The 15,336-nt window shown below is 54.0% G+C and carries 9 protein-coding genes; 3 read left to right on the plus strand and 6 right to left on the minus strand.

The genetic code is table 11. From position 1 onward, the window contains the following. Window positions 1-12: 12 nt before the first annotated feature. Window positions 13-1,926 (plus strand): bifunctional tRNA (5-methylaminomethyl-2-thiouridine)(34)-methyltransferase MnmC2/FAD-dependent 5-carboxymethylaminomethyl-2-thiouridine(34) oxidoreductase MnmC1, encoded by a 1,914-nt coding sequence (mnmC, locus tag CDH47_RS12505; protein ID WP_100640239.1) that lies wholly within the window; start codon window positions 13-15, stop codon window positions 1,924-1,926. Between the two features lie 87 nt (window positions 1,927-2,013). Then, window positions 2,014-2,646 carry a CBS domain-containing protein gene (locus tag CDH47_RS12510; protein ID WP_100640240.1) on the plus strand — a complete coding sequence of 211 codons (633 nt, stop codon included), beginning with the start codon at window positions 2,014-2,016 and terminating at the stop codon, window positions 2,644-2,646. Between the two features lie 35 nt (window positions 2,647-2,681). On the opposite strand, the gene CDH47_RS12515 is transcribed toward CDH47_RS12510, so the two are convergent. The 5 genes from CDH47_RS12515 to CDH47_RS12535 all read right to left on the minus strand — a co-directional run bounded on the left by CDH47_RS12515 (window position 2,682) and on the right by CDH47_RS12535 (window position 13,039). After that, on the minus strand, window positions 2,682-5,396 hold the full coding sequence (locus tag CDH47_RS12515) for a hypothetical protein (RefSeq protein ID WP_100640241.1): 2,715 nt from the start codon (window positions 5,394-5,396) through the stop codon (window positions 2,682-2,684). 190 nt (window positions 5,397-5,586) lie between these two features. Beyond that, a complete protein-coding gene (ligA, locus tag CDH47_RS12520) occupies window positions 5,587-7,617 on the minus strand; it encodes an NAD-dependent DNA ligase LigA (protein WP_100640242.1) in 2,031 nt (676 codons plus the stop codon). A 76-nt stretch (window positions 7,618-7,693) separates the two neighbouring features. After that, window positions 7,694-8,713 (minus strand): cell division protein ZipA, encoded by a 1,020-nt coding sequence (gene zipA, locus CDH47_RS12525; protein WP_100640243.1) that lies wholly within the window; start codon window positions 8,711-8,713, stop codon window positions 7,694-7,696. A 146-nt stretch (window positions 8,714-8,859) separates the two neighbouring features. After that, window positions 8,860-12,354 (minus strand): chromosome segregation protein SMC, encoded by a 3,495-nt coding sequence (smc, locus tag CDH47_RS12530; RefSeq protein WP_100640244.1) that lies wholly within the window; start codon window positions 12,352-12,354, stop codon window positions 8,860-8,862. Window position 12,355: 1 nt separating this feature from the next. Beyond that, window positions 12,356-13,039 carry a GntR family transcriptional regulator gene (locus CDH47_RS12535; RefSeq protein WP_100640245.1) on the minus strand — a complete coding sequence of 228 codons (684 nt, stop codon included), beginning with the start codon at window positions 13,037-13,039 and terminating at the stop codon, window positions 12,356-12,358. Window positions 13,040-13,328: 289 nt separating this feature from the next. Between CDH47_RS12535 and CDH47_RS12540 the strand changes: the two genes are divergently transcribed. After that, window positions 13,329-14,255, plus strand: coding sequence for a GGDEF domain-containing protein (locus tag CDH47_RS12540; protein ID WP_100640477.1), 927 nt, complete (start codon window positions 13,329-13,331; stop codon window positions 14,253-14,255). A gap of 43 nt (window positions 14,256-14,298) precedes the next feature. Here the strand turns inward: CDH47_RS12540 and rluB are convergent, their stop codons facing one another. Next, complete coding sequence (rluB, locus tag CDH47_RS12545) at window positions 14,299-15,324, minus strand: 23S rRNA pseudouridine(2605) synthase RluB (RefSeq protein WP_100640246.1); 1,026 nt, start codon at window positions 15,322-15,324, stop codon at window positions 14,299-14,301. Between the last annotated feature and the right edge of the window lie 12 nt (window positions 15,325-15,336).

Here is a 15,336-nt window from a genome sequence, read left to right on the forward strand (position 1 = left end):
CAGGGCAACACGATGACAGCAACCACTGTACCGCCAGCCATAGAGCCGGCGGAACTGATTTGGCGCGATGGGGTGCCAGAATCCAGGCGTTTCGGTGATATCTATTTCAGCCGCGAAAATGGGCTGGAGGAATCCCGCTACGTGTTTATTGGGCACAATAATCTGCCCATGCGCTTTGCTGAGATCCCGGAAGCCGGGAATTTCGTGATAGCAGAGAGCGGTTTTGGCACAGGCCTGAACTTTCTATCGACATGGCAGGCCTGGCAAACACACAGTCCTTCGCATGCAGCTACCCTCCATTATATTGCTGCTGAACGATTTCCTTTGACTCGCCAGGATCTCGAAAAATCCCTGTCATTGTGGCCAGAACTCAGGGAGCTATCAAAAGAACTGATCGCCAACTACCCGCCCCTGATTAGCGGCACCCACCGGCTGGTACTGGATGGTGGGCGCGTGCGCCTGACCCTGTTTTTCGGTGACATTAAAGACGCTTTGGATGCATTGAGTTTCCAGGCCGACGCCTGGTATCTGGACGGTTTTGCGCCAGCACGGAACCCGGAAATGTGGCAGGAAACCATTCTTCACAGGCTCACTCAGCACAGCAGCGAAGGCACTACGATTGCGACCTTCACTGCTGCCGGGCAAATCCGCCGGGCACTGATTAGTGCAGGCTTCAATATGCAGAAGTCTCGTGGTTTTGGCCGTAAACGATCTATGCTAAGTGGGGTCTACGAGCCGGAAATTCCACCTTTAAACACACCCGGAACACCTGAAAGCCCGGCCACATCAGTCGCTGTTATTGGCGCAGGTATCGCGGGTTGTTTGCTGGCACATAACCTCGCCCAAAGAGGCTATAGCGTTACGCTCATAGATTCAGCAGACGAGTGCGGATCAGCCGCATCCGGTAACCTTCAGGGCGCCATGTACGTTAAACTTGGTGTCGAGTTTAATCACCAAACCGAACTTGCCCTCTCTGCACTCACTTTCAGCCAGAGGCTCTACAACACTCAAGCAGCCAACCTTTGGCACCCAACCGGCCTGCTGCAGCTAGCTTGGAACCCTGGCGAAGAAGATCGCCAACGACGGTTTATTGAGCGCAACCAATACCCGGCAGATATTTTGCGCCCGGTAAACCGACAAGAAGCCGAAGCCCTTACAGGTGGGAAGCTGGAATCTGGCGGTTTATGGTTTCCCGCCAGCGGTTGGCTTGAGCCCGGAAAACTTTGCAAAGCTCTGGCCATGCACCCGCGTATCAATAAACTACTGGGTTGTTCCATAACGCAGATGACAGCCTCAGCAGATGGCTGGCACCTTTTGGGACCCGATTCACTCACGCCAAACCTGTATGCAGACCGCGTTGTGATCTGCGCTGGCCATTTAAGCCCACAGATCATTCCAGGTACCGGTGGGTTTCGCTTCAAAGCAATTCGTGGACAGGTCACTTACCTGCCTGACGCGATTGCTAACAGCCCGAAGGCCGTTGTCTGCGGTGCTCGGTATCTCAATCCAGCCCACGGCGACCAAGACCAGAAAATGGCGGTCATTGGCGCGACGTTTGACCTTCACAATACAGACCCCTCGACTACAGTGGAGAGTCACAGGGAGAATATTCAGGCGCTTTCAGCCATGGTGCCGCAAATGCTCTCGGCGGACCTGGCAACCGGAACTTTGCCCGAACAACTCGAAGGCCGCGTTGGGTTCCGCTGCACCACGCATGATTACCAGCCTGTCGCCGGACAGTTTTATAATAGTGAGGGGCGAGAAGTGACCGGGCTCTACCTTTTGACAGGTCTTGGCAGCAAAGGCCTTACATATGCCCCCCTGCTCGCAGAGTTTGTTGCAGACCAGATAACAGGGCAACCAGCTGCTTTACCGGCGCTTCTGGCCAAAAGGCTTGCATCCGGGCGCATGCATCAACCGAAATAGGTGTCTTTGTAATCAGTTTTTCCTAATGCTCAGCGTTAAGCCGCCGATACAAGTAGGGACAGGTGGGTTTTTCAGAGGATAAGACAGGTGTCGATTTTTGTCAGCGAGCCAGGCCGCCCGGTTGGGACAAGGCTACCGGAAGTGTTTCGGGGGCGGCGTGTGGGTGATGTCAGCGAACTGACAGAAAGTCAGCCCATCAATACAGAGCGCAGTGAAGCAACGGATGCGGAATTTCAGCTCGCTGCAAGGTCCGGTCGGCATCGCGCTCTGGAAGAATACGGAGCTGCCGGCGCGGGCGAGCGTAAAGATCAGCGGTCTTATCTACCTGTGTCTTCTATCTGTTCCCCTGCCCTGCACTCTTTACCTGCCTCATCTACCGTAGCAGAGGCACTGGAAATGATGGCTGAGCAAAGCGCCAATCATTTGGTCGTTACTGCCGATACCAACGTTGCCGGGCTTGTATCCCAGCAGTGGCTTTTAGCCTGGCTCCATGAGCACCAGGCCGACGCTATAAGCCAGAGCCTGACCCAAATAGAATTACCTGCATTCCTGACGGCCTCTCCCGAAACCGATGCACATCAGCTCGCAAGACTCATGCTGGCACATCAGCTAAATGCGGCACTTGTGATTGATGCACAAGGCGAAGCCACTGGTATTGTTACCAGCACCGATTATCTTCGGCTGTACGCGAGCCTGGGGAGCCAGCAAGGCAGTGTTTAAGCGACAGCAAGGGTTCTTGTCTTGTTGCGGATCTATCAGGGGGGCGTTAGCAACTCACCCTCAGGGCTGAACAGCAACACCTTCCACTCTATGCCTTCACGAACCAGGGCTACAATTTCATCATCCCGGTAATTGGCCAAACCCGTAACTTCTGAATCCGCAGCATTCATCTGAAAACGCCAGTCATTCTGAAACACCGTGGTTTCCGCCTCTGGACCAGCATCTGGCACCAATGACACGCGAGCGACGATACCAGAGCGGGAGCCGCTGTTTCCCGCGTCACCGGTGAAATCCCCATCCGTAGAGCCAGCCACAACCAGGTCACGATCAAATCCGGCTATCGCCGTGAATTGCTCTTTAGAAGCGTCGCCTTCATCATTAAGGTTAAATGACTGAACAATGTCCCCGCCGGTGGTATAGCCCAGCAAAAAACCACTTACGCTGCTGCTCGTCTGACTCGTTAAGCTCAGGTTTTCCTGTTCGTCTTTATTAACGGTGTATTCATTCTTACCATTACCAAGTAACCACAAGATACTCCCTGCAAGAATTCCGTTGGCAACCCTCTCATCCGCATCCGTACCACGCTGATGCACGCTGAGATCGCCGTCTGCCGATGCCGCGGTGTAAAAATAGATATCTTCCCCGCCTATCACCGGCTCACCGTTTACAGCGCCCTCAGCAGACCCGAATAGCAAGGGAGTCAGACCTGCTGCACTAGCGCCAGCCACATGGTCATCCGAAGAGGACCCTGCTTGCCGTGTCCAAGCCAGTGACGGAGAAAAATCGCTACCATCAGGCAAGGAGTCTATGCGTTGCAGAAAGCTATCGACTCCGCCAGCGGACGTTTGTCCCGGCCATACACCTTTGGTTTCGCCTGCAATTACGACAAAACCGTTTCCGGAATTTATCCCTGCCCAGCGAACGGTATCATCAGCACTTGTGCCAGTGCGGGTTGTCCAGGTCTCCACATACTCGCCGCCATTGCTTGTTTCGTCGTACCAGTACAATGAGGTGACAATGTCCATTCCGCCAGATGCGGCCGGATCATTTGCCACTTCGTCGGCACTATACGCAACCACAAACTCATGACGCACCGTTCTGCTGCTGCCTTGTAACACCTTGCGCTCAGCCACTCCGATTACCGGCTCTGGCGCGGACAGCGGATCTCCGGCCGCAGACACAGGCAACGGGGGCTGTACTAGCACCCCTTTCTGATCGTATATATGCACAACCACTCGGTTGTTGTCGGTATTGTCATAACCTGCCACAAACAGTTTGCCTGTATGGCCAACAGCAACATCTGTTGCGACAAATCCGGTATCAGCACCAATGGTCAGCGGCGAAGCGAGCTCATTGATGCTGATCCGCAGCATTTCTTCGCTCTCTGCGCGAGCGTAGTTCTCCCGGCCCTGTTGATAAAGCCTGTCCAAACCCAGCAATATAAAACGATCATCAGGATCGTCGTTGGTATAAGGGCCTTCATCAACAGTCACAGCAAAGTTAACCTTATTTATGCCTGGAGCAAACACCAACTCATCGTTCGTCAGGTTTGTAGTGAACTCGGTTTCGAGGCGAGCAGTGGAACCGTCTGCATGCCCCAGCTTGGCCCGTATCTCTCCGTCACGCTCCCCTGTCAGGCGCGCGATATAAGTTCTGGTATCGCCAACATTCAGGGTGTCCCGAGTACCGCCTTTATCGGTTTCAAGGGTTACTTTCGGCTCGTTGTCTTCAATAGCTAAATTGGCTCTAATCCCTGCATTGGTTGCACCAAGCGCCGCAAGGCCAGCACGCACCTCCGTAAGGCGTAGTTGGGCAATCTCAGTGGATTCCGGGAAGCTGTCATCCACCACTTCGAGGCGAATATAGCACTCGGTTATTCCTGGCTCGAATGTGACAACCCCTCCCGTATAAACACCTTCGGTATCAGGTTCGTAAGTCAGGTAAGGAGGCGTTTCAAGCAGCGAATCACTTCCTGCTCCAAAGGCGACAATATCCTGTCCGATAACTGCATCGCCGATGTTGGTGCGGCTGTGGTCACAGCGTTGGTGTTCAGCTGTATAACCTTGATCACAATTGAGTGGGTTAAAACCCGATTCCAGCTCAAAAGCAACGGCCACTCGTGTTACCGAAGGCTGGTCCAGCAGGACTTTTACGAAAACCTGTCGTGTGGGCAAGGTAAGGTCGTCGGTACCGTTAACACTTCCATCGGCATCATAGGTGTTGATGGTAAAACTGTGCTCACCCTCGGGTTCCAGATCAGGCAATTCACAGTGTTTCCGGTTACTGTCGGGTGTAGCTAGTGGCTCACCTTCCGTAAAAGTAGCCGCCTCCAGCGAAAGAGCGTTGTGTTTGACGGCAATATCAAACGGAACAAACCCGGCCATCCGGCCATCTGTGCTCACCAGATTTATGTTTTTCTGCTTGCCGAGATCGGCCTCACCACGCTCGCCACCACTAAGGCCCGGTACACCGCGCATGATAATGCCTTGTCGGGCTTTGTTACTGGTTTCTTCAAGAGCGAGCCAGGAGGGAGCATTAGTCAGGGAGTAGTCGAGTATACCCTCGCCGCCATAAGCGCCAAAGTTGTAGGAATACTCCACGCCCAGGTAGGCGACCGCCGGTGGAATACCCAGAATGGTTGGCTGATCCGGATCTTTCTCGGTTTTACAGCCTGAAACGATAAAGGCAAGAAGGAGAACAGTGGCAAACTGCTTGATGACGGCAGTTCTGGGGAACAACTCGGCGCGCATGGAAAAATCCGTTTCAGAACGTTGTTGTTATAGCGGTGCGTAATGACTGGTGCGACCCAGCGACTTACACACAGTTACAGAGTAACGCCATGTTAGCCAGTTTCGTAAACGGGGTATCTGCGCGAGTTCTCAGATTCACCGGCCAACCGATACCATTGGGGTTGTTCCCTGAAAACTGTGACGCCGGTGCTTATAACAGATCACTCTCATTCAACATTTCCAGCAGTGCCTGTTCGTTCATTATTTGAACGCCAAGCTGCTCAGCTTTAGTTAATTTGGAGCCAGCCGCCTCACCAGCTACCACACAGGATGTTTTTTTCGAGACACTGCCGGCCACTTTGGCGCCGAGTGATTCCAGTTTTTCACGCGCCTCTGAACGGGTCAGCTCAGACAAGGTACCGGTTAGCACCCAGGTTTGGCCCTGTAAGGGTCTGGCGCCGGCTGTAACTTCCTCATCTTGCCACTTCACACCTGCTTCACGCAGTGCATCAAGTGTTTCCCGGTTGTGGGGCTGTTCAAAAAAACTGCGGATATGGCCGGCGACTATCGGCCCGACATCCGGTACCGCAATGAGGGCCTCTTCGTCAGCGCTTGCTACCGCCTCAAGAGTGCCGAAATGGGATGCCAGGGATTTAGCCGTAGTTTCACCCACCTCCCGAATACCAAGTGCGTATAAAAAGCGCCAAAGCACAGGCTTCCGGGATCGATCAATCGCCTCCACCAGGTTAGTGGCAGACTTTTCCCCCATGCGCTCCAGCCGGGTTAAGTCTTGCACGTTGAGGTGATAGAGGTCTGCTACGGTTTTCACCATGCCCTCGTCAACGAGAATATCGATCCACTTATCACCGAGCCCTTCAATATCCAGGGCCTTTCTCGATGCATAATGCCGAATGGCTTCTTTTCTTTGGGCGGGGCAAAACAGACCGCCTGAACAGCGAGCAATGACCTCGCCTTCAATCTGGATAACATCCGAATCGCAAGCCGGGCATTTTTTAGGCAGCTCTATCCATTGCGCGTTGGCTGGGCGTTGCTCCAAAACCACCTTCACAACTTTTGGAATAACGTCGCCGGCACGCCGAATAAACACTGTGTCGCCAATATGAATATCGAGCCGGCGTATCTCATCCATGTTGTGGAGAGTGGCGTTGCTAACCGTCACGCCACCTACAAAAACAGGCTTAAGGCGCGCAACTGGCGTAACAGCGCCGGTTCGCCCTACCTGAAACTCTACATCTTCAATAACCGTGAGCTCTTCCTGAGCAGGAAATTTTTGAGCGATTGCCCAGCGCGGCGCCCGGGAAACAAACCCCAGTACATTCTGGTAATCCAGTCGGTCTACTTTGAATACAATGCCATCAATCTCGTAAGGAAGTGCCTCGCGCTTCTGCATCAACTCTTCATATGCCGCCAGGCATTCAGCCGCACCAACGGCTTTGCGCATCTCCGGGTTAATCCGGAACCCCCAACGCTGCACTTGCTGCAAACTTTCCCATTGGGTGTCTGGCAACAGGCTTTCATCTGTAACCGCAACGCTGTAGGCACACATTTCCAGGGGACGGCGTGCAGTGACTGTGGACTTTTTCTGGCGCAAGCTTCCGGCGGCAGCATTTCGGGGGTTTACGAAAGTTTTCTCGCCCTGATCTGCCAACCGTTTGTTCAAGGCTTCAAAGCCCGCCCGAGGCATGTAAACCTCGCCTCGAACTTCGACCAGATCAGGAACATCACTGCCTCTCAGCCGAAGCGGTACCGAGCGGATTGTGCGAATGTTTGCGGTGATATCTTCCCCGGCATAACCATCGCCACGGGTTGCTGCCCGCGTTAGTGAGCCTTGCTCGTAATGCAGACTGACAGCCAGCCCGTCGAGCTTGGGCTCGCAAACATACTCAACGTCTTTATCTGTACCGAGCCTTTCTCTCACCCGGCGGTCAAAGTCACGGAGTTCGTCTTCGTTGAAGGCATTATCAAGAGACAGCATGGGTAAGCGGTGTACCACTTCTTCAAAGCTGGTTTCAGCACTGGCGCCTACGCGCCGTGTGGGCGAATCATCCGATTCCAGCTCAGGGTGCTCTGCCTCAAGCTTTTGTAGCTCCCGGAACAAACGATCGTACTCTGCATCCGGGACACCCGGATCATCCAGCACGTAATACTGGTAATTGTGTTCATCAAGGGCAGAACGCAATTCCTTTACTCGCTTGATGGTGTCCGGTGACGGCTTGCTCATAGGTGGGTGCTCTTGGCTGTCAAAAAATGCCCGGACTACGCCAGGCATTGTTGTTTCAGTTCTGACTAAGACATGCTCAGTGAAGTGGAGAGCGCTGCTTCCGCTCAAACTCCCGGATACGCTGCCGGCAGTGCTCAATTGTTTGAGCTGTCATCACGCTGCGACGCTCATCCTTGAGTTCTCCCCCGAGGTTTCGAACAACACACTGGGCGGTTTCGAGCATGAAATCAAAAGCCTGAAGTGCATTGGTTGGCCCCGGCATGCTCATGAAAAAGCTGATTCCCGGTGTAGTCATGGCGGCTACGTTGTTAGGCTTGAACGTACCAGGCTCTACGGCATTGGCGACACTGAATTGAACAGGGCTGGTGGTATCTTCTGCTTCATGGCGATGATAGATATCCATATCACCATGAGCCAGTCCACAGGCTTCGAACAATTTCTGCAGAGCTACTCCACTAAACTCTTCGCCCTGGCGAGCAAGCACGTTGATTACTATAACCTCACGGGCTTCCGGGCGGTTGGCGCCAGCAAGAGGCTGATCCGGGCCAGCATCATTGTGCGTCTCACGCTGGGCCGTATCCTCTTCAACATGAGTTGTTGCACCTGCCGCAAGCTCTGGCCCTGACAGGTCGTCGTCTGCTGCACCCCAGCCTGTATCAGCGGTCAGTTCATCCTGCTCAAAAGATGTTAAGCCAGCCTCTTCGACGTTTGTTTCAATGTTGTCTTGCGCCCATTCATCCCCGCTATTCTCGGCTGCCTGATCCTCGGCCACTGCGTCATCAGGCGTAAACGCGGCTTGCGCCGGCGTTTCGCGAACCGGCCGTGTCGGTTTCTGTGTGTGGGTGCGCGAGGGTTTCTCTCGCCGCACGTAGCCGCGCTCCTCAAGCGTATCTTTGGAAATCGCCCTCGCCCCACCGTTGGGGAGCTCCGGATTATGATACTCATCCAGCGGAGACTCTTTGAGGTCATCGACACCCATACCGGATGAAATCGCAATAGATTCTTTGCGGGCGCGACGCATGCGTCTCAATCCGTCGATAACAATGGCGATGATAACCAAGGTGCCAATGGCAATTAACCATTCCCTAAGTGACATAGTGCTGCTGTCCTGTTTGCAGATCAGATCCGGGAGCGAATAAGGGATTCAGCCTGCTACTCTAAAAAAAGCCCGCAATGAATACAACGCAAAGCCGCATCACATGGCCTTTTTGTCATGCTTGGCAGTTTGCCTACAATTCTGCTTCAGGCCTCCGCAAGCGCGGCGGCTTCTTCAACATCCACGGTAACCAGTCGTGAACATCCGGGCTCGTGCATGGTAACCCCCATAAGCTGGTCGGCCATTTCCATGGCAATCTTGTTATGGGTTATGTAGATAAATTGTACCTGTTTTGACATTTCCTTGACCAGATTGGCATAACGGCCAACGTTGGCGTCGTCCAAGGGTGCGTCAACCTCATCCAGCATGCAAAAAGGCGCCGGGTTGAGCTGAAATATTGAGAACACCAACGCTATCGCGGTCAGCGCTTTTTCACCACCGGAAAGCAAGTGTATGGTGCTGTTCTTCTTGCCAGGCGGGCGGGCCATGATAGCCACCCCGGTTTCAAGAAGATCCTCACCGGTCAGTTCAAGATAGGCATGCCCGCCGCCAAACACTTTAGGGAACAGCGCCTGCAGGCCATTATTAACCTGATCGAACGTCTCCTTGAAGCGCTGACGGGTTTCCCGGTCTATCTTGCGGATGGCCGTATCAAGAATATCCAAAGCCTCGGTCAGATCCTGGTGCTGGCTGTCGAGATAAGTTTTGCGCTCGCTCTGAATCTGAAATTCATCAATCGCCGCAAGGTTAATAGCCCCGAGACGCTGAATGCGATTACCGATTTTTTCCAGCTCTGCTGCCCACTCTTCCTGACAGGCACCCTCAGGCAGTTGCAAAAGTATGTCCTGCAATTTTACATTGAGCTCTTCCAGTTGCTCAACGTGATTGCCTGCACGAATTTCTAGTGCCTGGGATTCCATTTTCAGCTTTTCGAGCCTGGAACGAACATCCTGAACACGGTGATCGATTCCGCTTCTGCCCTGCTCCTTATCCCGCACCTGACGATCAATTTCTTCAAGCGCATCACGAGCCGCGCCGAGCTTTTCTTCCTCGGCAAGCCGTCGATCCAGCAGCCCTTCAAGTTGCATTTGCAGGTCTTCCATAGGCGCTTCAGCGCTTTCTCTGGACTCCCTGAGAATTTCCAGACGCTCTTCCAGTCGCTCTTTCTGCATCTGCATGCGTTCTATAGTCTGATTCAGACCATCCCGCTGGCTGTTCAGTGTTTGCAGCTGTAGTTGCAACTGATGGGCATGATCCCGGTCATGACGAGCTTCCTGGCGCAGGCTATCAAGCTTCTCTCTGAGCAGGTCACGCTGTTCCAGGAGCCGCTCTTTTTCATCATCACCGTCTTCTGCCTGTTCCAGCGCCTGCTGCCACTCTTCGCGGGCGATGCCGAGGTTTTCCTGTTGGCCTTCCAGGTTAACCGCTACGTCTGAGGCTTCCTCATGAATGCGTGTAAGCCGCGCATCAATCTGCTCAGCTCGTGCACGGAGACCACTGATTTTCGACACCACATGGCTGAGCGCCCGATCTGTTTCGCCAAGTTGTGCCTGCGCATCATCTCTTGCTGTTTCCGCTCTTTCGGTTCTTTCCTGCAAGGCTTCATAGCGCGTTGCCACCTCGTCCAGAGACTGTTCTGCTTGTGCAAACTGCTCGGCCAGTTGATCGACTTTCTTCTGCCGCTCGATAACGCCGATCTGGCTGACATCAGAATCCGGCATCAAAACCCACTCCCGCGCCACCCAGACACCTTCCCGGGTAATGATGCTGCACCCTTTGGCTAGTGTCTTTCTCTGGGATAATGCCTCTTCGAGGGTTTCGGCAACGTCGATACCCGCCAGCATGGCAGTTACTGCAGCCACGCCACTCACCTTGGCTGCAAGACCATCAGCAGGCGCCTCGCCTGGAGTGCCGGTTTGGACGACAGCAAGGCCTTTGGGCGCGCCCTGCAAAGCTTTTGAGACTTGATCGATCTCCGGCAGCAGATGCCCTTGGCTGAGACGCCCGATAACCTGCTCTGCCGCAAATTCCCAGCCATCATCTATTTGGAGCTTGGCTGCTACCCGGGGCAGATCACCCAGTCCATGCTCAGACAGCCATACCTGTAGCTTGTCATCCTGTCCGCCCATTTGCTCATCCAACAGTGACTGCTGGGATTCCAAGGCGGCTTGCAGGCTCTGGACCTGCTGCCGGGCATCCGCGAGACTCTGCTCGTTATCTCGTTGGTTGACCCGGGCATGCTGAAGCTCATCCTGAACCGCTTCAATGCGCTCAGCCGCTTCTTCACGTTGTAACTCCAGAGTTTCCTGCTGTTCCTGAAACTGCTGCAATTCCTCGCGATCGACCTGAGCGTCCAACTGCGCCTGCTCTTCGAGGAGTTTGGTCTGCCGAGACTGCAGCTGAACGATGGCCTCATCAAGAGAACGAATCCGGGACTGGGCAAGCTCTGCTTCCCGACGGGCGTCAGCAGAGCGAGCGCTGAATTCTTCCCAGCGCTGCTGCCACTCACTCATGGCATCTTCCGCCAGCTGTAGCTTCTCACCGGACTCTTCGGAGCGTATATCCAGGGCTTCCCGCTCAGGCTCAATCATTTCGAGCTCTTCCTGGATAGCAGAAAGCTTATCTTTGTCCTGGCTTAGTTCCCGTGCGATCTCTCTCTGGTTGGCCACAGCCTGGTCCAGCTCCACAGCGGTCTGCCGGCTGCGTTCCCGCTGATGCTCAAGGCTTTGTTCAATGCGGGCAATATCAGCACCGGCTTCGTAATAGCGGGCCTGGGCGCGGTTGAAATGCTCCGTGCGCTCGTGGTGACTGTCACGCAATGATTCAAGTGAGGTTTCGAGGCTGATGCGCTCGGTGAGCTGCTTTTCAAGCTCAAGTTCTGTATCGCGGATTTTGCCGCGCCAAGCCTGCAGGTCGTTATCCAGAGATTGCCAGCGCAACACCGTAAGCTCAGCTTTTTTCTGGCGCTCGTCGTGCTTGTAGGCTTTGTATTTTTCCGCAGCAGCGGCCTGACGCTCAAGGTGCTGCAACTGACGCCCCAATTCTTCACGAAGATCGGTCAGGCGCTCGAGGTTTTCCTGGGTACGACGCATGCGGTTTTCAGTTTCCCGGCGGCGCTCCTTGTATTTCGAAATGCCCGCAGCTTCCTCGATATAGACTCGCAGCTCTTCCGGTTTGGCCTCGATCAGCCGTGAAATCATGCCCTGTTCGATAATCGCGTAGCTTCGCGGTCCAAGGCCGGTACCAAGAAACAGGTCGGTAATATCGCGGCGCCGACATTTGGAGCCGTTCAGGAAATACTCGGACTGACCTTCTCGTGAAACCCGTCGACGAACGGAAATTTCATTAAACTGGACAAATTCGCCTGGCGCTGAGCCATCGCTGTTATCAAACACCAGCTCAATAGATGCCTGCCCGACCGGCTTACGGGCACTGGAGCCGTTAAAGATAACGTCGGTCATGGACTCGCCCCGCAGGTACTTGGCGGAGCTCTCCCCCATTACCCAGCGCACGGCATCTATAATGTTGGATTTGCCACAGCCATTGGGCCCGACTACCGCAGTAAGGTTGGTAGGAAAAGGGACGGTGGTGGGATCAACGAATGACTTGAACCCGGCAAGCTTGATGGATTTCAGGCGCATATCACGCGCTCTCCTCCTCCATGAGAATCCTTAAAACCTGTTGGCGCTGATGCTCACCAAACGCCTGTATAGCAGACTGTAAGCGATCTGCATCACCACTCAGCGCAGCTTCACCCAAGCGCCGAAAAAACACGGCGGTTTGCCCTATACTGCCCTGAAAGTTCTCAAGGGCGACAAAATAGGTACGACTGATTGCCGGCCGAAAATTTTCCAGTGTTTCTTCCAGAAACGGGTTTTCTACCAGCCTGAAGACATGGCGCATAACCATGTAGCCTGCATCAATTATTTTTTCTGCGGAATCAGGCCCGGGTGAATTGATCGCCTGGGTCACTGCTTCGACTTCCCGGATGCGCATCAAAATTCCATCCAGATCACTAGCTGCCCAGCGCTCAACCAACTTGCGCCCAAGCATGCACAGTAGATCGATATAGATATCATAAAGATTGTTGACGCTGTCCACCGTCAGACTTGAAACCACAGCTCCCCGGCGAGGGAAAATCTCAACCAGATGCCTTCGCTCAAGAATAAGCAGGGCTTCTCGCACAGACCCTCTGCTGACGCTGAGATCACTGGCAACCTTGAGCTCCTGAATGCGGCTTCCAGGCACCAGATCCCTTATAATAATCCGTTGGCCTATATGCTGGGCAATCTGTTCGGAAAGACTTTCTGGAGCCTGAAACGTCATAGGGGATGTTGCTCACTTCTGAATACGGGCCGGTACAAGGCCGTGAGTTTACCACAGGGATTCTTCATCCCCACCCCCCTTAAAAAAAGCCATTTGACCCATTACCCACCAACACCTGAAAAACTTGCCGTTTTTTTGACGCCAAGACCAGCGTCCACAAAAACGAGCGTCTTATATTGCCTCCAATAGAAATATAACACCCTATTTTAAAACGCCTTTTATGGATCAGGCACAAAGTATGCTTGGAATACTACAAGCACTGAAACACCCTGCGAGAGAGCCAACTGCCGTGAAAAACATATCGTCGATGCAAGGAACCACCACTCAGCCAAAGGATCTGGCTGCCTTGCGGCATGCGTTCCAGGCTTGGTCAAACAATCCGGACCCTCTCACAAGACTGACTCAACGGCTGTCCTCTACCCTCTCATTGGAAACCCAGCTAGGCATCCTGGCCGAGGAGCTGGCTAGCACCATCCCGTTCGACGCATTGAGCTATCGCCATCAAATTGCCCATCGTGACTTTGTATTTGCGACCGGCATGGGTGGACCGCACCGCTGTGAATACCGCCTGAACCTCGAGGGTATGTACTACGGCACCCTCACCCTGAACCGTCGAAGAAAGTTTTCAGATGATGAGCTTCAGGGCATTGAAATGATGATCAGTGCTGCGATTTTTCCACTGCGCAATGCATGTCAATATATTGCCATTGAGCAAACAGCCTTAACGGATTCACTAACCTCTATTCCGAACAAACGCGCAATGGACGAGGATCTTAAGAGGGCAAGCGTGCTTGCAGACCGGTACGGCGAAGATTATTCGCTGATCCTCTGCGATTTGGACCATTTCAAGGCGGTAAACGATAAACATGGCCACGTAGTAGGTGATCACCTGCTACAACTGACCGCAAAGGCTATTGAGAATGCAATCAGAAACTCAGACAGCGTTTACAGGTTTGGTGGTGAGGAGTTTGCTGTTTTGCTGCCACACACCGGCGACCCGGAGGCGCGGGAAGTTGCTGAACGTGTTCGGCATGCTGTTGGCAGCCTGAAAGTTGATTGTGGCGGCACCGAGCTCTCTATAACCATCAGCTGCGGCGTGGCAAGACGCCTGCCGGAAGAAAACGCCAATCAGTGGATAGCCCGAGCTGACGAGGCGCTATATCGAGCAAAGGATCAGGGCCGAAACTGCACCCGGGTGTTTGCCAGCATTGGTTAGATAGCCTGGGCCACAGGCAACCAGGCTATGCCTTTCTCAGCTATTATCTGTCGGAATGGGGTTTACGAGGCCTGCCAGACCCCCTTGCTGGCTTTCCAGCACTACCACGAGGCTTATCCGAGCCACCGCTACGCGCAGGCTTGGTATCGCTCACATCCCAACGCCGACTTCCGGTTTTCTTACCTCCGCCGCCGGGGCTTTTTCTTCTCTGCCGCTCGTGAGCGGCCTTTTCGTCCGGGGTTTTCTGAGGTATATCCACAGGCGTGAGCCCTACCGTGCGACTAAGGGTATCAACCGCTTTCTGATCTAATTCCTCCCATTTTCCGAGTGTCAGCCGGCTGGGCAAGAAAACAGGGCCATAGCGCACCCGCTTCAGCCGGCTTACCCGCACGCCTTGAGACTCCCACAAACGTCTTACCTCACGGTTACGCCCTTCCAAAAGGGTTACGTGGTACCAGCGATTTATCCCGCTTCCACCTGCCTGACTGATATCGCTGAACTTCGCCATGCCATCTTCCAGCAACACCCCGGCCTTCAAGCGCTCAATCATGGCGTCATCCACCTCGCCAAAAACCCGGACTGCGTACTCCCGATCAATCTGGCTGGATGGGTGCATGAGGCGGTTAGCCAGCTCACCATCTGTAGTAAAAAGCACCAGACCTGTCGTATTAATATCCAAGCGGCCAATTGATATCCAACGGGTGTCTTTCAATCTGGGCAAACGATCGAACACCGTTGGCCTGCCTTCGGGGTCCTTTCGGGTGGTTACCTCACCCTCAGGCTTGTTATAGATAAGCACCCGGCGAACGGTAACAGCCGCCGCCGCAACCTCCAGGCGCTTTTCGTCGAGCTCAAAACGATCATTTACCGTGGCCTTCTGGCCCGGCGTAACAGCTTCACCATTCACCGTAAGACGCCCGGCTTCCATCCAGCCTTCTATTTCCCGACGCGAACCGATTCCGGCACGAGCCAGGAGCTTCTGAATCCGCTCAGGGCCTTCATTAGTAACCGCATCAACAACCGGCTTTGCAGTCGGTTTTGCTTTTCTTCCGGGGCGTTCTGACGCCATGAAATAATCCTT

The organism is Marinobacter salexigens (genome assembly GCF_002806945.1).
Taxonomy (GTDB): Bacteria; Pseudomonadota; Gammaproteobacteria; order Pseudomonadales; family Oleiphilaceae; genus Marinobacter; species Marinobacter salexigens.